Raw genomic sequence first — 18,115 nt, 5'->3', positions numbered from 1 at the left:
TGCTCGCCCAACGCTCAGCCCTGGTGCGGACAGTTGCCGCGGTACTCCGAGATCGCACTGCCACTCGGAAGCGGGCACAGGAACTGCTCATAGCGAGTGTCGTTGTCCACGAACCGCTTGAGCCAGGAAATGCTGTACTTGGCGATGGTCACGTTCGCGATGTTCGGGGCGAAGTGACTGGCACCGGCCAGCTCTAGGTACGCCCTGTCCAGAGTGGAGGGAAGGCTGGTGTAGAAGGGTTCGGAGTGTGCGGCGACACTCGCCACCGAGTCACGCTCCGCGCCGATGATCAGCGTGGGCGTCCGCACGGAGGGCCAGTTCTTGGTGCCGTTCCAGGGCGTCAGCGGAATCGCCGCCTGCAGCGTGGGCCGGTCCTTCGCCGCCTCCAGGCTGCCACCCCCGCCCATGGAATGCCCCATCACTCCCAGCCGGGAGCCATCGATGCGCCCACGGACCGAACTGCTCTGGGTGAGGTAGTCCAGCGCGGCCAAAAGCTGGTCCCCCCGCGCGGCGGGCTGGTCGTACCGGCCGAGGGTGTCAATCGTGAAGATCACGAAGCCCTGGGACGCGAGACGCGGGCCGAACCACGACATGCTGGACTGACTCGCGGTGAAGCCGGGCGCGACAGCGACGGCGCCGAAGGTGCCCTGACTGGTGTCGGTGGGGTAATAGATCGTGCCGCCACCGAAGCCACGTACCGCGGTCGCCGACACCCGCGTCTCGGCAGTGCGGAACGGGCCGCTCGCGGCCTCGATGCTCGCGACGGTCGGCGCGGGACCGCGCTCGTAGGGATTTTCCGCACTTGGCCGCGCCTGAACCGCAGGCGCAACCAACAGACTGAGCGTCACAGCCAACGCGGCGGCGGCCGGACGGAGACAAGCAAGAGTCATGACACTCGCGCTTTCGCTCGCAGGGGGTGATGGCCGTCCCCAGGGGACTCCGCGGCGACGCGGACCACAGCCTTGCCGACACAACCGCACTCACGGCATACTGTGACCCACATCACCGAACCGGTTAATCCGGCGTCCGAAACAGCAGCGCCATTTCGGAACAACCGAAAGTTTCCCTTGCGGCGCAACGCATGTCCACGGGACTACTACCTTCCGCGCAGCGCTGATATTGCTCCCACTCCGGATGCTCACCCGAATGACAAATTCCTGAACCGCCACTCACCGAGTTGACGCCGGCCAAGCGCCACACGTCCAGAACCAACCCGTACCGACCGGTCGGTACGGCTGGACCAATCCGGCGGCAGCCCCCGTACTCTCGGCCGTGGACAGTTCGTTCACCACCAGCACGGTGTTCGAGGTCGCCGCCACCCACCGCGGCCAGGGCGTGGGCCGGGCGCTGGCGGACCACGGTGCCGACTACGGGACGAGGTAGCCCTGTTCATGAGCCGTCCCCGGTAGCCGCGATGGCTCGACCAAGGATCAGGAGCCGGCCGGATATCGACCTTGACCTCACCGGAGCCATCCTTTCCGGTGACGCATGCTTCTGGCGTGCGGAATTCAGCGACTTCACGGACTTCAGGCATACCCGGCTCAATAACTACGCCGACGTCACCGTACCTGTCAAGAACTTGATATTCCGCGCGATCGTCCGGCATCCTGCGGATCCGGCATCCCGACGGTAACGGCAACATCCCGTCCGACAGATCACCAGGCAACATCAGCAGAAATGCGAACAGCTTCTCAGAGCATGCGGCGCGTTCGGCGTCTGGTCGGTCCGCTCCGGCGTTGGCCAAAGCTTCCGTCCGCCCTCGAGCACGGCGAGACCACACCACAGCGGATCAGTGCTTGTCCGCCAGTCCCCGATCCCGGAACACCCGCCGATAAGCCCCCGGCGTGGTCCCCAACGCGCTCGCGAACCGCCTGCGCAAGTTCGTGGCCGAGGACAGCCCCACCCGCCGCGCGATGGCCTCCAGCGGAAGATCCGAAGACTCGAGCAGATCCTGCGCCACGGCCAGCCGCCGGGCCAGCAGCCACTGACCAGGGCTGGTGCCCAGCTGCTCGGCGAACCGCCGGGCCAGCGTCCGCGTGGACAGTCCCGCCCGCACCGCCAAGCTCTCCACCGTCACCGGTTCGCCCAGCCGCTCGGCGGCCCAGTCCAGCAACGGTGCGAGCGTGCCGTCGAACTGGGCCGGGTGGGGCGGGGCCGAGTACTGCAGCTGCCCGCCCTCGCGGTGTGGCGGCATGACCATGGTCCGGGCGATGTCCGCGGCGTACCGGGCGCCCTGGTCCCGCCGGACCAGGTGCATGCACAGGTCGAACCCCGCACCCGCGCCCGCGCTGGTGGCCACGTCACCGTGGTCGACGTAGAGCACGTCCGGGTCGACCCGCACCCGCGGGAAGCGGGCGGCCAGCTCCTCGGTCTGCGCCCAGTGCGTGGTCGCCCGCCGTCCGTCCAGCAGCCCCGCGTGCGCGAGCAGGAACGCGCCGGAGCAGATGCTGGCCACCCGCGCACCCCTGGCGTGTGCCCGGCGCAGCGCCTGCACCACCGCGCCCGACGGTGGCTCGTCGACGGGCAGCCAGCCGGGGACGATCACGGTGTCGGCCCGGTCGAGGGCGGCCAGCCCCTCGGTCACCAGCATGTCGTAGCCGGCGTAGGTCGCGACCGGGCCGGGGTGCTCCGTGCACACCTCGAAGGCGTACCGGGTCGGCAGTCCCAGTCGTTCGATGCCGAACACCTGGGCCGCGCAGCCGAGCTCGAAGGTCGACTGCGGTGGGCGGAGCAGCGCCACGACCCGGTGCATGGCAGAAAAGTACCGGATGATGTCTTTCCTGACACTCGGCGGCCCGCGCGCGGATCGGCAGGCTGAGCGCATGACGACCGAAGAGGGTTACGTGTGGTCCACCGTCCAGGACGCCCCGGTCCGGGAGCTCTTCCCCGGCATCCGGTTGCGCCCGCTGTGGCAGGGGGACAACGGCGCGAAGGCCTACGTGCTGGAGATGGACCCGGACAGCCGCTGGCAGGGGATCGACGTGCACGAGCCGGGACCGGAGGAGGTCTTCGTGGTCTCCGGCGTGTTCAACGACGGCGACCGGGACTACCCGGCAGGCTCCTTCATCCACGCGCCCGCGGGCTCCTCGCACGTCCCGCAGACCACCACCGGCTGCACGCTGTTCCTGTTCTACCCGGAGGGGTGAGCCACAGGACTTGAACCTCCACCTACGTCAGCTCCTAGGGTCCGGCACATGACGATCACCGTTCTCGACACCCACACCGCCATGACCGGCATCCTGCGGGCCCCGGTCGCCGACCGGCCCGAGCTGCTGCGCGCCATGCTCGAACCGATGGCGGGCATGTACCGCTACTTCCCGGGTGAGGTCGACCTGGTCGCGATGCACCTGGCCGCCGCGGGCTTCCCGCTGGACCGCGACGAGCAGCGCTGCCTGGACGCGCTGGACACCCTGGCCGCGGCCGACGCCTGGCCCCGGCTCCAGCGCGCCCTGGACCAGGCCGTGCAGGTCCAGCTGGCGGCGACCCCGGAGCTGGCGGTCCCGGACATCTCCGTGCTGCTCGTGCTCGGCGACCCCGGCGACGCCACCTTCATGGGGCCCAGCCTCGGCGTGACCGGCAACGGCGGCATCTCCGGCTTCATCGTGATCACGCTGTGGCCGTACCCGGAGAACCTCGATCGCCTGGAAGCGACCGTGGTGCACGAGCTCAACCACAACCTCCGCTACAGCCCCGGCGGCGTGGTGTGGGACCCGGCCACGGTCAACGTCGGTGAGCACGTGGTCTCCGAGGGCCTGGCCGACGCCTTCGCCCGCCAGCTCTACGGCGCGGACCTCGGCCACACCCGCATCGGCGTGCCGCACCTGCACGACGAGGCGGTCTTCGCCAAGGTCGTCTCCGGCCTGGAGGTCACCGGCATGCGGAACTTCACCGCCTGGGTGCACGGGGACGCCATCGCGGCCCACTTCGGCGCCACCCCGGTCGGCCTGCCCACCGGCGCCGGCTACTCCGTGGGCAACCGGCTGGTTGACGCCTACCTGACCGCGACCGGCCAGACCGCGGCCCAGGCCCTGCACGCGCCGAGCGCGGAGATCATCGCCACCGCGTTGAACCGGATGAGCTGAACCGTCCGGGTCCGGCGCTAATCCGGTTGCCGGACCCGGACGGCGCGGCCACCCTGCACGCATGACTGCCGCCCGGGTCGACCTGCTACTCAAGCAGCTCGACATCGCCTGGTCCCTGTTCGAGCACCACCTGACCGGGCTGGACGACACCGCCTGCCTGTGGGAACCCGCCCCGAACAGCTGGAACGTCCGCCCCGGCGCCGACGGCCGCTGGCACGCCGACTGGGTGGAGCCCGAGCCCGATCCCGCGCCGACCACCACCATCGGCTGGGTCAGCTGGCACATCGGCTTCTGGTGGACCACCACGCACGGCCACCTCTTCGGCACGGGCGCCCCGGCCCGCGCGGAGATCACCTGGCCGGGCAGCGCCGAGTCCGCGATCGCCTGGCTGACCGGCCTCAAGGACAACTGGCGGGCCGCCCTGCTGCCGCTCACCGACGCCGAACTGGACTCCACCGAACGCACCAGAACCCTGCCGTGGGGCGGGGAGTTCACCCTGGCCGACATCGCGGGCTGGGTGACCGTCGAGCTGACCAAGAACGTCGCCGAGATCGGCCAGCTCCGCCACCTCCGGCACGCCCGGCCAGCCTGACGTACCCCGGACCCCGCCGCGTACGTCCGAACGCGTACCCGGCCCGCGATTCCGGACGGACGCGCTCCCGCCGCGCGCTGCCTACCGTTTCCCCGACGGCACCACCGGATCTCCAGGGGGAACTCCATGCGCGGCGCGCGGCTGGCCCACCTCGTCTCCATCGCCTACGTGTGGGTGGTGATGATCGCCTTCGGCGGGGTGGTCGTGGAGACGGTTCTGCTCTACCCCAACATCTTCCGCGACCCACCGGCCTCGCTCGCGGAGTCCATGGGCTTCTTCCAGGTGGTCGGGCCTGGTGACGTCTTCCGGCCGCTGGGCATGGCCACCGTGGCGGCCTCGGTGCTGGCGGCGGTCACCCTGTGGCGGCGGCCCGGTGTTCGCTGGTGGTTCGTGGCCAGCCTGGTGACGCTGGTGCTGGGGGAGGGGGTGTTCTCCGCGCTGTTCTTCTGGCCGCGCAACACCATCATGTTCACCGAGGGCCTCGCCGTGCACTCCGCGGAGTTCCTGCGCCAGACCGCGGCGGAGTTCGTCACCGGCCACTACTTCCGGGTCGCCTTCACCGGCGCGACAGCGGCACTGGCCTTCACCGGACTGGTGCGTCTCCTGCGCGCCCGGCCCGTGGCGTGAGCACCCGCTCTGGTCCACAGTGGACACCATGCTGAGCCGCCGCCCGCTGCTGACCGACGCGGCGCTGGCGGTGTTGGTGCTGCTCGCGGTCGGCGCGGCGATCACCGCCAACATCGGCCGCCCCGGCCCGCCCGGCCCGCTCGGCTACGCCTTCGCAGTGCTGTTCGCCGGGCTGATGTTCCTGCGCCGCCGGCACCCGGTGCCGGTGCTGCTGATGAGCGCGGCCGCGCTGATCGCCTACTACGTGCTGGGCCTGCCGCCGATCGGCCTGGCCGTGCCGCTGGCCGCCCCGCTGTACTCCGCCGCCGAACAGGGCAGGACGCGCTGGGCGGCCGGAGTCGCGACAGCGGTCCTGGTGGTCTCCACGGTGGCCCGCCTGGACGAGGGCGACGACCCGGCCTACGTGCTGGGCCTGGACTTCGGCGTCTCGGCCGCGCTGTTCGCCGCGGTGATCGCCTTCGGGGACGCGGTCCGCTCCCGCCGCGGCTGGCGCGCCGAGCTGGCCAAACAGGCCAGGGCCGCCGAGCTGGACCGGGAACGCGAGGCCGCCGCCCGCGTCGAGCAGGAACGGCTGCGCATCGCCCGCGACCTGCACGACCTGCTCGCGCACACGGTCGCGGTGATCTCCCTGCACACCGATGTGGCCAGGGAGACCCTGCGCGAGGACCCCGACCGCGCCGAACGCTCACTCACCGCCGCCCGCACCGCCTGCAGCGAGGTGGTGCAAGAGCTCCGCGCCACCCTCGGCGCGCTGCGCGCGGGCGAGAGCGACCCGGTGCCCGGCCTGGACCGCCTCGCCGAGCTCGTCGACTCCGCCACCACCGCGGGCCTGACCGTCACCGTGCGCACCGAAGGCGAGCCGGCCGCGCTGCCCGCCGTGGCCGACGCCACCGCCTACCGGGTGGCCCAGGAGTCGCTGAGCAACATCCGCCGCCACGCCAACGCCCGCACCGTCAAGATCACCCTGTCCTACCGCCCGGACGAACTGGTCCTGGCCATCCGCGACGACGGCCAGGGCCCCGCCGATTCCGCCGCCGACGGTGGCTGGGGCATCATGGGCATGCGCGAACGCCTGGCCCTGCTCGGCGGCGCCCTGCACACCAGCACGCCCAGCGGCGGAGGATTCTTGGTCGAGGCACACATCCCGCTGCGGGCCCGCCCATGATCCGCATCGCCCTGGTCGACGACCAGTACCTGGTCCGCGAAGGCCTGCGCGCGCTGCTGGACCGCGCCGAGGACATCACCGTGGTGGGCGAGGCCGACAACGGCGAGTCCGGCCTCGCGCTGGTCCGCAGGGAACGCCCGGACGTGGTGCTGATGGACATCCGCATGCCCGGCACCGACGGCCTGACCGCCACTCGCGAGATCGTCGCCGACCCCGCGCTGCGCGAAGTCCGGGTGATCGTGCTGACCACCTTCGACACCGACGAGCACATCCTGGCCGCGGTCCGCGCCGGCGCCTCCGGCTTCCTGCTCAAGGACACCGGCCCCGACGAGCTGCGCAACGCGGTGCGCATCGTGGCCGGCGGCGACGCGCTGCTGTCCCCGGCGGTCACCCGCCGCGTCATGCACGCCGCCGCCACCAGCCCGCCCCGCGCCGACCTGCGGCGGCTGGCCGTGCTCACCGACCGCGAACGCGAGGTGCTGGCCACCGTCGGCGCGGGTCGCTCCAACGACGAGATCGCCGCCCTGCTGCACATCAGCCCGGCCACCGCCCGCACCCACGTGAGCAGGCTGCTGACCAAGCTGCATGCCCGCGATCGCGCCCAGTTGGTGGTGCTGGCCTACGAGACCGGCCTGATCACCCCGGGCGGCCAGTAGTCAGCAACACCTTGCCGCGCACCGCGCCCGCCTCACTGAGCCGGTGCACCTCAGCCGTGTCAGCCAAGGACCGCACCGCACTGACCTCCACCCGCACCAGCCCGACCAGCTCCGCCAACTGGTCGCGATCAGGCCGGGCCACCACATGACTGGCGTTGGCCGCCACCACCGGCGTGGCCACCGACACGAACGCCCGCGCCAACCCAGCCAGCCGCGACCCCTCCGCCGCGCTGACCGGCACCACGTTGAGCACCACGTCCACCGGCTCGTCGAAGGCGGTCACGGTGTAGTCGACCGCCTCGTCAGCCCCCAGCCGCCGCACCGCCTCCGCACTCCGCGCACTGGCCGTGGCGATCACGTGCGCCCCGGCCCGCCGGGCCAGCTGCACCGCGAACCCACCGATCCCACCCCCGGCCCCGTTGACCAGCACCCGCTGCCCGGCCTCGACCCCCGCCGCTGCGACCGCCTGCATCGCGGTCAGCCCCGCCAACGGAATCCCCGCCGCATGCGCCAACGGCATCGATCCTGGCGCCGCGACCAGCCGTTCCACCGGCGCGACCACGAACTCCGAGGCCGCCCCGCCATCTACCCACCCGACCACCGCGTCCCCCACCGCGAACTCCGACACCCCGTCCCCGAGCCCGGCGACCACCCCGGCCACATCCCAGCCCAGCGCGAACGGCAGCGGCACCGGGAACACCCCGGCCCGCACCGCGATCTCGGTCGGGTTGAACGAGGTGGCCACCACCGCCACCAGCACCTCACCCACCCCCGGCTCCGGCACCGCAACCTGGTCCAGCCTGATCACCGACGCATCTCCGTGCTCATGCACGCGCACACTCAACACACCCTGAACCTAGATCCGCCCGCCGAGACGAACCATGTGCCCAAAGCGCGATTTCCTACGCGATCGTCTCCTACCCTGACCGCGTGGACCTGCTCAGCGACGTGATCACCGTGCTCCGCACCGGCAACCCCCGCTCCGCACACGTGACCTGGCACGGCGACTGGTGCCAGGACTACGCCGAGGTCCCGGGTGCCGCGGGCTTCCACGTGGTGCTCCAGGGCGAGTGCACGCTGCGTGCCCCCGCCGAGCTACGCCTGGCCGAGGGCGACATCCTGTTCCTCCCCACCAGCCCCAACCACACCCTGACCGCCAGCCCCGCCAACTCGCCCGGCGACGCCACCACCACGCCCGGCCACCCGGCCCACGCCATGCCCGCCCTGCCACCTGCCCGCAAGCCCGCCCCCGCCACTCCGGCCAGCCCCGCCGCGCACCCATCCGGTGCCACCGCCCCGGCACCCGCACGCTCCGGCCACCCCCCAGCCGCGCTCCCACCTGCCCCACAGCCCACTCCCGCTGACGCCTCCGCACGCCACATCCGCGCCACCGCCCCCGGCCCCGGCCCGATCACCACCGTCACCCTCTGCGGCGCCTACGAGCTCACCCCCGCGCGCACCCACCCCCTCCTGCGCACCCTGCCCACCACCATCCACCTCCCCGCCGCGACCCAGCCCCCCGAGCTGACTGCCGCCCGCACCCTGCTCGCCCGCGAGCTGACCAGCCCCGACCAGGGCACCGACGCCCTGATCCCCGCCCTCCTGGACACCCTGCTGGTCTACCTGCTCCGCGGCTGCCTGACCGCCACCGGCACCGGCTGGTCCGCTGCCCTGCGCGACCCGGCCACCGCCGCCGCGCTCCAGGCCATGCACCACAACCCGGCCCACCCGTGGACCGTGGCCAAGCTCGCCGCCGAGGCCGGACTTTCCCGCGCGCCCTTCGCCCGCCGCTTCACCACCCTGGTCGGCCAGCCCCCGCTGACCTACCTGACCTGGTGGCGGATGACCACCGCCGCCCGCCTGTTGCGCGAGACCGCCGACCCGGTGGGCGTCATCGCGGCCAGGGTCGGCTACCTCTCCGAGTTCGCCTTCGCCACCGCGTTCAAGCGCGCATTCGACCAGCCGCCAGGCAGGTATCGGCGCGGCTAGCCCTTGTGCCGCTGGTAGTAGCGCGCCACCCGGGCCCGGTTGCCGCAGCGCTGCGCCGAGCACCAGCGCCGCCGCGGATGGGCGGGCAGGAACAGCAGCACGCAGTCCTCGCTCTCACATTCCCGCACCTCGGCCACCGGCCCCGCGATCAGCTCCGCCACCGCCTCGGCCAGCTCCGCCCCGACCCGCTGGGCGGCCGAACCCGACCGGACCCGCCGCACCACCACCCCGCCGTCCCAGCTCAACTCCTGGTGCACCGGCGCGGCCCGCTGCAGCTCGGTCAGTCCCGGCAACACCTCCGCCGGCGGCTCCTGCCCGTGCCGCAGCGCCAGCACCGCGGCCGCCGCCAGCTCGCGCGCCGCGAACACCACTTCGCGCACCGCCTCGGTGTCCGAGGGCGCGGGCAACCGGTCGGACTGCATGGCCAGCCACTCGCGCAGCCCCTCCGGTGTGGCCAGCAGATCCACCGGCTCGCCACCGAGGTGCGGACGCGTGTTGAGCAGGTCCAACGCCAGCTGCTCACCGGTCAGCGGGAACTCCACCATGCCACTAATGCTACCGCACCGACTTGACCCATTAGCCCGCGACGGTCTACTAATGCATCAAGCGACCAGAAAGGCATGTGACATGACCGCGCTGACCCTGCCCCGGATCACCCACCGGCACGTCGAGGTGGACGGACTGCGGATCTTCTACCGGGAGGCCGGCCCGGCCAAGGCCCCCACCTTGCTGCTGCTGCACGGTTTCCCGACCGCCTCGCACCAGTTCCGCCGCCTGTTCGAGGCCCTCGGCTCCGACTACCACCTCATCGCCCCCGACCTGCCCGGCTTCGGCCACAGCGACACCCCGGACCCGGCCGAGTTCGCCTACACCTTCGACCACCTCGCCGAGGTGATCACCGGCTTCGTGGACGCACTGGACCTGCGCCGCTACGCCCTCTACGTCTTCGACTACGGCGCACCGGTCGGCTTCCGCCTCGCCGAGGCCAGGCCGGAGCGGGTCGCCGGGCTCGTGGTGCAGAACGGCAACGCCTACCACGAGGGCATCTCCGAGCTGTTCCAGCCGCTCATCGACCTGCGCCCGGACCAGCCCGGTGCCGAGGAGACCCTGCTGCGCGAGGTCTCCAGCGGCTCGCTGGACCTGCAGTACCTCACCGGCGTGCGGGACCGCTCGCTGGTCGACCCGGACAGTCCCGCCCTGGACCAGCGGCTGCTCGACCTGCCGAGGCACCAGCGGGTCCAGGTGCAGTTGATGTTCGACTACCACCGCAACCTGGAGCGCTACCCGCACTGGCAGCACTGGCTGCGCACGCACACCCCGCCCACGCTGATCGCCTGGGGCCGGGACGACCCGTTCTTCACCGAGGCCGGCGCGCACGCCTACCTCCGCGATCTTCCCGAGGCCGAGCTGCACCTCTTCGACACCGGCCACTTCGCCCTGGAGGAGCGGCTGCAGGAGATCGCGGCCCTGATCGCGGAGTTCCTGGACAAGCTCTGACCTGCACGAACAGGGCCGGTCGCGCGATCCTTGCGCGACCGGCCCTGTCTACGTACACTCATACGTATAGCGGGCCAGGGGGTGGGGGTTAGGATGCTGTCGTGCCGAACAAGACGATCTACGTTTCCGGTGATGACCTGGAGCTGTTCGCCCGCGCGCAGGAGCTCGCCGGGGGCAGTCTCTCCGCCGCGATCGTGGCCGCGCTGCGCCGGTACGTGGACCTGGAAGAGGGCAGGGCCGCCGGCTTCGACGAGGTCGTGGTCAAGGTCGGGCCCGGCGTCGGCCGCAAGGTGCGCTTCTCCGGCGTGCTGCTCGGCGAGTGGGGCAACGCCAGTGACCAGCGGGTCGAGGTGTACCGGGTCTACCGCTCGCGCACCGGCAAGTTCGTCCTGCACATCGACCGCTCGCCGGAGTGGACCGCAGGCGAGCCCGGCCGCGAGGGCATCGGGCCTGCCGAGGGCTGGCGCGGGCTGATCGGCATGGGCCAGAACCAGAGCTGGTCCAGCTTCCTCGGCCTCAGCGAGCAGACCTGGGGCTTCAACCAGGGCGAGGCCACCCTTGAGGTGGTCGAGACCGTGGCCGAACTGCAGGCCAAGATCCCGGCCGAGCTGTACAGCCTGATCGCCAGGGCCGCCGAACAGCCGCCCGTCGAGGACCTCGACATCTGATCCATCGCTCCCACCTGCGGTAATCCAGCCTGGCTGAGCACGCCGGGTCTCTTCGCGCTGCCCACCAACGGCTCAGTGCGCCCATCGACATTCGCAAACGGAAACGAAGTGAGCAGATCATGACAGTCACGTCCGCCCGGTCGGCGATCACGGTGACCGGCCTGCACAAGTCCTTCGGCGAGCACGTGGTGCTCGACGGCCTGGAGCTGGACGTCGCGGAGAGCACGGTCTTCGCCCTGCTCGGCCCCAACGGCGCGGGCAAGACCACCGCGGTGCGCATCCTGTCCACGCTGATCAGCCCGGACCGGGGACAGCTGCGCGTGGCCGGGCACGACGTGGTCGCCGACCCGGCCGGGGTGCGCGCCGCGATCGGCGTCACCGGGCAGTTCTCCGCGGTGGACAACCTGCTCACCGGCCGGGAGAACCTCCAGCTGATGGCCGACCTCAACCACCTGACCACCCCGGCGGGCCGCCGCCGCGCCGCCGAGCTGCTGGCCAAGTTCGACCTGGTCCAGGCCGCGGACAAGCTCGCGGCCACCTACTCCGGCGGCATGCGCAGGCGGCTGGACCTGGCCATGACCCTGGTCGGCTCGCCGCGGGTGATCTTCCTGGACGAGCCCACCACCGGGCTGGACCCGCGCAGCAGGCACACCATGTGGGAGATCATCCGCGAGCTGGTCGCCGAACAGGGCGTGACCCTGTTCCTGACCACCCAGTACCTGGAGGAAGCCGACCAGCTCGCCGACCGGATCGCCGTGCTCGACCACGGCAGGCTGGTCGCCGAGGGCACGGCGGAGCAGCTCAAGCGCCGCATCCCCGGCGGGTTCGTCCAGCTGCGCTTCCCCAGTCACTACCAGCTGGCCGCCGCCGAGCGGATCTTCCCGGCGGGCACGCCCGATCCGCAGTCGCTGACCCTGCAGGTCCCCGGCGACGGCAGCGTGCTGGAGCTGCGCGCCGTGCTGGACCGGCTCGACAGCCACCACATCGAGGTCGACCGGCTCACCGTGCACACCCCCGACCTCGACGACGTCTTCTTCGCCCTCACCGGCCACGCGGCCGACGCTGACAAGGAACCCGCCCGATGAGCACGATGACCCTGACCGCCCGGCCCGCCACCATCCGCGACTCGCTGACCATGCTGCGCAGGGACCTGCGGCACGCCCAGCGCTACCCGTTGATGACCGTGGCCACGGTGATGATGCCGCTGCTGATGATGCTGCTGTTCGGCTTCGTCTTCGGCAACGCGATGAGCCCGCTCACCGGGTCCGGCAACTACCTCAACTACCTCACCCCCGGCATCGTGCTGATGGCCATCGGCGCCGCCAGCGGCAGCGCGGTGGCGATCAAGGTGTGCTCGGACATGCAGCAGGGCATCATCGCCCGGTTCCGCACCATGTCGATCAGCCGGAGCTCGGTGCTGATCGGCCAGGTGCTGGGCGGGCTGCTGCGCACCCTGGTCAGCGTCACGCTGATCATCCTGCTGGCCCTGTTGATGGGCTTCCGGCCGACCGCCGGACCGGGGGAGTGGCTGGCGGTGTTCGGCCTGGTCACGCTGGTGATCGTGGCCTTCACCTGGCTCGCGGTGGCCATCGGCCTGGTGGCCAAGACCGAGGGCGGGGCCAACACCGCGGCCTTCCCGCTGCAGTTCCTGCCCTTCCTGAGCAGCGCGTTCATCCCGCCGGCCGCCATGTCCGAGGGGGTGGCGCTGGTCGCCCAGTACCAGCCGTTCACCCCGATCGTGGACACCCTGCGCGGCCTGCTCACCGGCACCCCGATCGGCTACAGCTGGCTGATCGCCATCGCCTGGTGCCTCGGACTGGCGATCTTCGGCGCGGTGATGGCGGTCCGGCTCTACAACCGCGATTCGTCGCAGTAACGTATCGTCGCACAAAACACAACGCAAACCAAACCCAGCCGGACTCGTCAACCCGACCAGCCCTGGTTGACCGCCGATAATGTTCACTTATCGGCGGTCAACCAGGGCTTTCGTCTGCGTCGCCCAAATCGCCCCAATCTGATTTCGTATCGTGTCGTTACGTGTGCACGCGACGGAAGTAACGCTACGATTCTCCGGTGACCGTCGAAGTCAGCCGCGAGCCCGGAATATGCAACTACCCGGGCTGCACCCGTCCGATCGCCCGCACCGGCGGCCCAGGACGCCCCTCGGAGTACTGCGACCTGCCCGAACACACCCGCTGGCGGGCTTGGCGGGAACGACAGCGGTTGCAACAGGGTGAGGAAGCAGCCGAATCCATCGTCACCGTGACGAAACAAGCCGGACCCGTAACCGCGGCCCGACTACGCGCTGACGAACTTCTGACCCAGTTCCGGACCCTGGCCGGTCAGCTGAACCAGACCCTCAACTCCGCGGTCACCGAACTGTCCACCCTGGCCGACCCCAGCGCCGCCGAGGCCCAGGTGCAGGCGGTCCAGGCCGACGCCGCCCGCCGGATCGCCGAGGCCGAGTCCACCGCGGTCGCCGCCGAAGCGGCCCGCCGGGAAGCAGAAGCCGCCAGGGCCCAGGCCGAAGCCGCCGCGGACGACGCGGCCAGCGCCGCCGAGGCCGCGGAACAGGAGGCGATCACCGCGCTGGCCGCCCGCGACCACGCCGAAGCCCAGGCCGAGGCCGCCACCCGTCAGGCCGCCGAGGAGGTGCTGGCCGCCCGCAACGAGGCCGAGGTACTGATCAAGGGCGTGCGCCGGGAGGCCGCCGCCGAGATCGACCGCGTCCAGCAGGAAGCGGTGGCCCAGGCCGAACAGGCCCGCCGCCAGGCGGCCAAGGACGTGGAGGCTGCTCAGCGGGAGGCCGCCGCCTCGGTGACCCAGGTCCAGCGGGACGCCCAGTCCGCGGTTGAACGCGCCCAGCGCGAAGCCACCAACGCCGTGGCCCAGGCCAAGAAGGAGGCCATCACCGCCACCGAGCAGGCCGACCGGGCCGCGCAGGTCCGCATCACCGCCGCGGAACAAGCCCGCGCCCAGGCCGAGGTCCGCGCCGAACGCGCCGAGCAGACCGCCGAGGACGCCCGCACTGAGCTGGACCGACTCCGCCAGGAGCTCCGCGAGCTGCGGGAGGGCCACGCCCGCGAGCTGGCGGCCGCGGTCGAACAGGCCCGCGCCACCGCCGAGGAACGCCTGGCCGCGCTGGACGAGGCCCGCGCCCAGACCCTGGCCCGCGCCGAACGCGCCGAGCGCCAACTCGACCAGTTGATGTCCAAGTGAGGATTCGGGTCTGTTCGAATCACTAACGCCGCAGGTCAGCGCGACCTAGCATCCGGTCATGTTGCTTCGACGGGTATTACGCGTGATCACGGCCGCCGCGCTGGCCGTCCCACTGACACTGGCCGGTGTCACCGGGACGGCCTCGGCCGAGCCGCCGCCTGCACGGCAACTGATGTACTTCAACCACGGCTACGGGGTGGTCGACCGGGAGACCGCCGACGCCATCGAGCACTCCGCCTACCTGCGGGAGTTCGCCAGCTTCCACGTGCGCACCACCACCGGTGCGGGCGGGCAGACCTGGACCGGCCGCTACCTGATGGGCCGCGAGACCTACTTCGAGATGTTCGGGATCGGCGACCTGCCCGGTGAGGACGGCAAGCTCGGCATGACCGGCTTCGGCGTCTCCACCGAGAACGCCGGCGAGCTGGAGAAGGTGCGCCAGCGCCTGCGGGACCAGGGCGTGAAGCCGGTGGAGTTCCAGCAGACCAGGGACTTCGGCGACGGCGTGCCGGTGCCCTGGTTCGACGCGATCTTCACCAGCCCGGACCCGTACGAGTCGCTCAACGCCTGGGGCATGGAGTACCGCGAGGAGTACCTCAGCGATCCGCGCACCAAGATCCGGCCCGCCGCCTACCCCGGTGAGGTCAGCCGGGACCGCTACCTCAACGAGGACTACCAGAAGCACCTGATGCGGGACGTCTCCGCGATGCACATCGGTATCACCGCGCGCGACCTGAAGGTGACGCTGCCGCTGCTGACCGCGGGCGGTTTTGTGGTCACCCCCTGCCCCGGTGGCGTGCTGGTGACCCGCGGTGGCACCACGATGCGCCTGGAGGCCGTGCCGCAGGACCAGATCGGCCTGCGCATGGTCGAGTTCACCCTGAACCGGGAGCTGGGCGCGCGTCAGGTGGTGCCGATCGGCCGTTCGACCCTGACCGTCGGACCCGGCAGCCGCGCCGTGTGGACCTTCCAGCGGTGACCTGCCATCCCTGACCTGGTCCGGGCGGCCGCCGCGCTCGCCGGCGGCGCGGCGGTGGTGCTGCCCAACCCGCACCCGCTCACCTCGGTGGTGGCCGCCACCACCGCCGAGGCGGTCAACGCGGCCAAGGGCCGCCCCGCCGGCCAGGCGGTGGCGTTGTGGCTGGTCGAGGACGGGCCGTGGGCGGAGCTCGCCGCGGCACTGGACCTCGATCCGCACCAGGTCACCTGGGCCAGGGAGCTCCTGGCCGAGGAAGGGGTGACCGCGCTGCTGCCGGTCACCCGCACCGCGCCGGACTGGGTCCAGGAGGCGACGCGGGACGGATTTGTGCTCGTGTTCGGCTCCTGCTGGGTGCCGTTGCGGCCGCTGCTCACCCACCCGCTGCGGGTGAGCAGCGCCAACCGCACCGGACACGCCCCAGTGGCCGACCCGGCGTCCGCACGGGCGGAGTTCCCGCCGGAGGTGCACGTGCTGGCCGCCGGGGACGGCCGCCCCGCGCAGGGCAGGCGTGCCACCACCACGCTGCGCCTGACCAGAGCCGGGATCGAGCACCTCCGGCCAGGCGCCCAGTGCCACGCGCACGGCGGAGCGGCGGCCTATCTGGCATACCTGCGCGAGAAACGTGCGGCCGGATGTCGAGAACGCGGCGACGGCTCCGTCCCAGGGTCGAGAACCCGAGGACGAGAGGAACGGCCATGCACCCCGACGAGATCACCGAGGTCCTGAACCGGCCGATCAGCCAGGAACTGCTGGCTCGCGACCTGACCCGCCTGGCCTACGTGGCCAAGGACGGCACACCCCGCAACGTGCCGATCGGGTTCAGCTGGAACGGCGCCGAGATCGTCATGTGCACCAGCACGAACGCCCCGAAACTGGCGTCGCTGCGGGCGAACCCGATGGTGGCCCTCACCATCGACACCGAGGTGCACCCGCCCAAGCTCCTGCTCATCCGCGGCCGCGCCGAACTGGACGTCGTCGACGGCATCCCGGCGGAGTACTTGGAGATGAACGGCAGCTACCAGATGACGCCCGAGCAGCGGGTGGTGTGGGAGGCCGAGGTCCGCTCGCTCTACGACGGCATGGTCCGGATCGTGGTGACCCCGACCTGGGCGAAGCTGATCGACTTCGAGACCACGCTGCCCAGCCCGGTGGAGGAGCTGATCCGGCAGCGGGCCGAGCGCCAGCTCGCCTAGACCCGGTCTGGCGCGGCGACCTCGCGGATGGCCCCGGCGATGGCGCGGAAGTCCTTGCGCAGGATGGAACCGTGCGTGCTGGCAACCTTGGCGTGGATCTTGATGTGCGGGTTGCGGGCGGTCACCTTGGACAGGCTGGCTCGGATCAGTTCCTGCTCATCGCCCTTGCTGCCGAAGGACGAGCCCGAGGCGTTCACGTACCGGGCCGGGACGGTGATCGCGTCCAGCACGGGGCCCAGGACGCGCTCCTGGGCGAGCCTGCCGACCTCGATGTTGCTCTCCGCCATCTGAGCGGCGGTCATCGTCGGGGCCAGCCGGGCCAGGCGCAGCGGCAGCATGACCACGCTCAGCCACCGCCACAGTTTCCGGATCCGCTGTGCCATGGCCTCGTCGTACCAGTCGTAGGGCTGCGCGCCCTCGACGAACACCGCGCCCACGGTGCGGCCGGGGTTGCGGCTGGCCCAGTGCGCCGCCACGAACGCGCCGTAGGACCAGCCCACCACCAGTGCCCGGTGCACACCTCTGGCCGCGAGCACGGCGTCGACGTCGCGGACGTTGGTCTCGAAGGAGTAGTCCGCCGAACGCTTGGACTTGCCGCGGGCGCGCATGTCGTAGGTGATGTGCCGCCAACCGGGCCCCAGTTCGGCGATGGTCCGTCGCCAGTGCACCTGCGTGGCCATGTGGCCGTTGAGGTAGAGCACCGGGATGCCGGGGCCGCCGGTGTCGGTGACGGCCAGGGCCGTGTCGTCCACCGGCACCATGCCGGTCCACTTCGCGGTCTTCGGGGCTGGCGCGTTCGTCTCGACCATGATCAGCTGCTCCTTGCACTACTTGGTGTCACTGAGTACCGGTATACGGTAGCGCTGACTACCGGTACCTAGCAACACTTAATAGTGAACGCGCAGCACCGCCGTCTCGCCGACCACGGCGACCGTGGTCACCTTGACCTTGTTGAAGGTGACCGTCACCCCCGCCGGCACGGTCACCACGCTCGGCTCGCTGCCATCTCCCGCGACCAGCCGCGACTTGCAGTGCACCGGCTGGCAGCCGACGGAGAAGTCGCCCCCGGCAACGGTCGGCCCGAACCCGAGCACAGCCGCGCCCTCGCCGATCGACTTCACCGCCAGCCTGGCGTTCATGTTCTTGGGCAGCCGGACCGCTGCGGGCCTGGTCATCAGCACCTCGCAGGTGCCGTCGGCGCAGGCTGCGAGGTTGGCGCCGTCGGCCGCCGCCGGCAGGGTGCTCGGCGCGGGTGGCAGGGTGGGCGAGCCGGCCGCCGGGGTGGGGCTGGTCGTTGAGGTGGGGCTGGGTGCCGCGGTGGTGGTCGCGGACGTGACGGGCGGTGGGGCCTGGGGCGGCGGCGCGGCGCACCCGGCGAGGGCGAGCGCGGCGAGTGGGCCGAGCGCGCGCAGCAGTGGCGTCATCCGCCCACCGCACCACAGGCCCCC

At 71.4% G+C, this 18,115-nt stretch carries 21 protein-coding genes; 15 read left to right on the top strand and 6 right to left on the bottom strand.

Annotation, left to right across the window (positions count from 1 at the left end):
• Positions 1 to 14: 14 nt before the first annotated feature.
• Together bdeA and ACWDY5_RS15085 are read right to left on the bottom strand one after the other, a co-directional pair.
• Positions 15 to 890: a bis(hydroxyethyl) terephthalate hydrolase gene (bdeA, locus tag ACWDY5_RS15090; RefSeq protein WP_449722789.1), complete on the bottom strand. Its 876-nt coding sequence runs from the start codon at positions 888 to 890 to the stop codon at positions 15 to 17.
• A gap of 899 nt (positions 891 to 1,789) precedes the next feature.
• Positions 1,790 to 2,752 (bottom strand): helix-turn-helix domain-containing protein, encoded by a 963-nt coding sequence (locus tag ACWDY5_RS15085; protein WP_449722788.1) that lies wholly within the window; start codon positions 2,750 to 2,752, stop codon positions 1,790 to 1,792.
• A 70-nt stretch (positions 2,753 to 2,822) separates the two neighbouring features.
• Between ACWDY5_RS15085 and ACWDY5_RS15080 the strand changes: the two genes are divergently transcribed.
• From ACWDY5_RS15080 to ACWDY5_RS15055, 6 genes are all read left to right on the top strand, one after another.
• A complete protein-coding gene (locus ACWDY5_RS15080) occupies positions 2,823 to 3,146 on the top strand; it encodes a cupin domain-containing protein (RefSeq protein WP_449722787.1) in 324 nt (107 codons plus the stop codon).
• A gap of 48 nt (positions 3,147 to 3,194) precedes the next feature.
• Positions 3,195 to 4,082 (top strand): DUF2268 domain-containing protein, encoded by an 888-nt coding sequence (locus ACWDY5_RS15075; protein ID WP_449722786.1) that lies wholly within the window; start codon positions 3,195 to 3,197, stop codon positions 4,080 to 4,082.
• Between the two features lie 61 nt (positions 4,083 to 4,143).
• Positions 4,144 to 4,674, top strand: a complete 531-nt coding sequence (locus tag ACWDY5_RS15070; RefSeq protein WP_449722785.1) for a DinB family protein — start codon at positions 4,144 to 4,146, stop codon at positions 4,672 to 4,674.
• A 126-nt stretch (positions 4,675 to 4,800) separates the two neighbouring features.
• On the top strand, positions 4,801 to 5,301 hold the full coding sequence (locus ACWDY5_RS15065; RefSeq protein ID WP_449722784.1) for a DUF1772 domain-containing protein: 501 nt from the start codon (positions 4,801 to 4,803) through the stop codon (positions 5,299 to 5,301).
• Between the two features lie 28 nt (positions 5,302 to 5,329).
• Complete coding sequence (locus tag ACWDY5_RS15060) at positions 5,330 to 6,466, top strand: sensor histidine kinase (protein WP_449722783.1); 1,137 nt, start codon at positions 5,330 to 5,332, stop codon at positions 6,464 to 6,466.
• Positions 6,463 to 7,122 (top strand): response regulator, encoded by a 660-nt coding sequence (locus tag ACWDY5_RS15055; protein WP_283658770.1) that lies wholly within the window; start codon positions 6,463 to 6,465, stop codon positions 7,120 to 7,122. The genes ACWDY5_RS15060 and ACWDY5_RS15055 overlap by 4 nt, the downstream gene beginning before the upstream one ends.
• Here ACWDY5_RS15055 and ACWDY5_RS15050 read toward each other — a convergent pair.
• Positions 7,103 to 7,930: an NADP-dependent oxidoreductase gene (locus tag ACWDY5_RS15050; RefSeq protein ID WP_449722782.1), complete on the bottom strand. Its 828-nt coding sequence runs from the start codon at positions 7,928 to 7,930 to the stop codon at positions 7,103 to 7,105. The two genes, ACWDY5_RS15055 and ACWDY5_RS15050, sit on opposite strands and share 20 nt — an antisense overlap.
• A 122-nt stretch (positions 7,931 to 8,052) precedes the next feature.
• On the opposite strand from ACWDY5_RS15050, the gene ACWDY5_RS15045 reads away from it, so the two are divergent.
• Entirely contained in the window at positions 8,053 to 9,111 is a 1,059-nt protein-coding gene (locus tag ACWDY5_RS15045; RefSeq protein WP_449722781.1) for an AraC family transcriptional regulator, read from the top strand.
• On the opposite strand, the gene ACWDY5_RS15040 is transcribed toward ACWDY5_RS15045, so the two are convergent.
• Positions 9,108 to 9,656, bottom strand: coding sequence for a CGNR zinc finger domain-containing protein (locus ACWDY5_RS15040; RefSeq protein ID WP_449722780.1), 549 nt, complete (start codon positions 9,654 to 9,656; stop codon positions 9,108 to 9,110). The two genes, ACWDY5_RS15045 and ACWDY5_RS15040, sit on opposite strands and share 4 nt — an antisense overlap.
• 82 nt (positions 9,657 to 9,738) lie before the next feature.
• On the opposite strand from ACWDY5_RS15040, the gene ACWDY5_RS15035 reads away from it, so the two are divergent.
• The 8 genes from ACWDY5_RS15035 (at position 9,739) to ACWDY5_RS15000 (ending at position 16,667) form a co-directional block, all read left to right on the top strand.
• Entirely contained in the window at positions 9,739 to 10,608 is an 870-nt protein-coding gene (locus ACWDY5_RS15035; RefSeq protein ID WP_449722779.1) for an alpha/beta fold hydrolase, read from the top strand.
• A gap of 101 nt (positions 10,609 to 10,709) precedes the next feature.
• Positions 10,710 to 11,276 (top strand): EXLDI protein, encoded by a 567-nt coding sequence (locus tag ACWDY5_RS15030; RefSeq protein ID WP_449722778.1) that lies wholly within the window; start codon positions 10,710 to 10,712, stop codon positions 11,274 to 11,276.
• Positions 11,277 to 11,395: 119 nt separating this feature from the next.
• Complete coding sequence (locus tag ACWDY5_RS15025) at positions 11,396 to 12,361, top strand: ATP-binding cassette domain-containing protein (protein WP_449722777.1); 966 nt, start codon at positions 11,396 to 11,398, stop codon at positions 12,359 to 12,361.
• Positions 12,358 to 13,152: an ABC transporter permease gene (locus ACWDY5_RS15020; RefSeq protein WP_449722776.1), complete on the top strand. Its 795-nt coding sequence runs from the start codon at positions 12,358 to 12,360 to the stop codon at positions 13,150 to 13,152. The genes ACWDY5_RS15025 and ACWDY5_RS15020 overlap by 4 nt, the downstream gene beginning before the upstream one ends.
• A gap of 197 nt (positions 13,153 to 13,349) precedes the next feature.
• On the top strand, positions 13,350 to 14,495 hold the full coding sequence (locus tag ACWDY5_RS15015) for a hypothetical protein (protein WP_449722775.1): 1,146 nt from the start codon (positions 13,350 to 13,352) through the stop codon (positions 14,493 to 14,495).
• Between the two features lie 58 nt (positions 14,496 to 14,553).
• Positions 14,554 to 15,474, top strand: coding sequence for a DUF5829 family protein (locus ACWDY5_RS15010; RefSeq protein WP_449722774.1), 921 nt, complete (start codon positions 14,554 to 14,556; stop codon positions 15,472 to 15,474).
• Positions 15,475 to 15,528: 54 nt separating this feature from the next.
• Positions 15,529 to 16,200, top strand: coding sequence for a hypothetical protein (locus ACWDY5_RS15005; protein WP_449722773.1), 672 nt, complete (start codon positions 15,529 to 15,531; stop codon positions 16,198 to 16,200).
• Positions 16,170 to 16,667: a pyridoxamine 5'-phosphate oxidase family protein gene (locus ACWDY5_RS15000; protein WP_449722772.1), complete on the top strand. Its 498-nt coding sequence runs from the start codon at positions 16,170 to 16,172 to the stop codon at positions 16,665 to 16,667. Before ACWDY5_RS15005 ends, ACWDY5_RS15000 begins: the two co-directional genes overlap by 31 nt.
• On the opposite strand, the gene ACWDY5_RS14995 is transcribed toward ACWDY5_RS15000, so the two are convergent.
• Both ACWDY5_RS14995 and ACWDY5_RS14990 read right to left on the bottom strand, forming a co-directional pair.
• Positions 16,664 to 17,476, bottom strand: coding sequence for an alpha/beta fold hydrolase (locus tag ACWDY5_RS14995; protein WP_449722771.1), 813 nt, complete (start codon positions 17,474 to 17,476; stop codon positions 16,664 to 16,666). The two genes, ACWDY5_RS15000 and ACWDY5_RS14995, sit on opposite strands and share 4 nt — an antisense overlap.
• A 78-nt stretch (positions 17,477 to 17,554) precedes the next feature.
• Entirely contained in the window at positions 17,555 to 18,091 is a 537-nt protein-coding gene (locus ACWDY5_RS14990; protein WP_449722770.1) for a hypothetical protein, read from the bottom strand.
• Positions 18,092 to 18,115: the final 24 nt, after the last annotated feature.

The organism is Crossiella sp. NPDC003009, from assembly GCF_053591555.1.
This window is presented reverse-complemented; position numbering and strand designations above follow the sequence as displayed.

What these genes read in the sequence shown, in the direction of transcription:
- ACWDY5_RS15020 (WP_449722776.1), top strand. Translation starts at nt 12,358, where the DNA reads ATGAGCACGATGACCCTGACCGCCCGGCCCGCCACCATCCGCGACTCG.
- ACWDY5_RS15080 (WP_449722787.1), top strand. Translation starts at nt 2,823, where the DNA reads ATGACGACCGAAGAGGGTTACGTGTGGTCCACCGTCCAGGACGCCCCG.
- ACWDY5_RS14990 (WP_449722770.1), bottom strand. Translation starts at nt 18,091, where the DNA reads ATGACGCCACTGCTGCGCGCGCTCGGCCCACTCGCCGCGCTCGCCCTC.
- ACWDY5_RS15035 (WP_449722779.1), top strand. Translation starts at nt 9,739, where the DNA reads ATGACCGCGCTGACCCTGCCCCGGATCACCCACCGGCACGTCGAGGTG.
- ACWDY5_RS15055 (WP_283658770.1), top strand. Translation starts at nt 6,463, where the DNA reads ATGATCCGCATCGCCCTGGTCGACGACCAGTACCTGGTCCGCGAAGGC.
- bdeA (WP_449722789.1), bottom strand. Translation starts at nt 890, where the DNA reads ATGACTCTTGCTTGTCTCCGTCCGGCCGCCGCCGCGTTGGCTGTGACG.
- ACWDY5_RS15040 (WP_449722780.1), bottom strand. Translation starts at nt 9,656, where the DNA reads ATGGTGGAGTTCCCGCTGACCGGTGAGCAGCTGGCGTTGGACCTGCTC.
- ACWDY5_RS14995 (WP_449722771.1), bottom strand. Translation starts at nt 17,476, where the DNA reads ATGGTCGAGACGAACGCGCCAGCCCCGAAGACCGCGAAGTGGACCGGC.
- ACWDY5_RS15010 (WP_449722774.1), top strand. Translation starts at nt 14,554, where the DNA reads ATGTTGCTTCGACGGGTATTACGCGTGATCACGGCCGCCGCGCTGGCC.
- ACWDY5_RS15025 (WP_449722777.1), top strand. Translation starts at nt 11,396, where the DNA reads ATGACAGTCACGTCCGCCCGGTCGGCGATCACGGTGACCGGCCTGCAC.
- ACWDY5_RS15060 (WP_449722783.1), top strand. Translation starts at nt 5,330, where the DNA reads ATGCTGAGCCGCCGCCCGCTGCTGACCGACGCGGCGCTGGCGGTGTTG.
- ACWDY5_RS15085 (WP_449722788.1), bottom strand. Translation starts at nt 2,752, where the DNA reads ATGCACCGGGTCGTGGCGCTGCTCCGCCCACCGCAGTCGACCTTCGAG.
- ACWDY5_RS15000 (WP_449722772.1), top strand. Translation starts at nt 16,170, where the DNA reads ATGCACCCCGACGAGATCACCGAGGTCCTGAACCGGCCGATCAGCCAG.
- ACWDY5_RS15075 (WP_449722786.1), top strand. Translation starts at nt 3,195, where the DNA reads ATGACGATCACCGTTCTCGACACCCACACCGCCATGACCGGCATCCTG.
- ACWDY5_RS15065 (WP_449722784.1), top strand. Translation starts at nt 4,801, where the DNA reads ATGCGCGGCGCGCGGCTGGCCCACCTCGTCTCCATCGCCTACGTGTGG.
- ACWDY5_RS15070 (WP_449722785.1), top strand. Translation starts at nt 4,144, where the DNA reads ATGACTGCCGCCCGGGTCGACCTGCTACTCAAGCAGCTCGACATCGCC.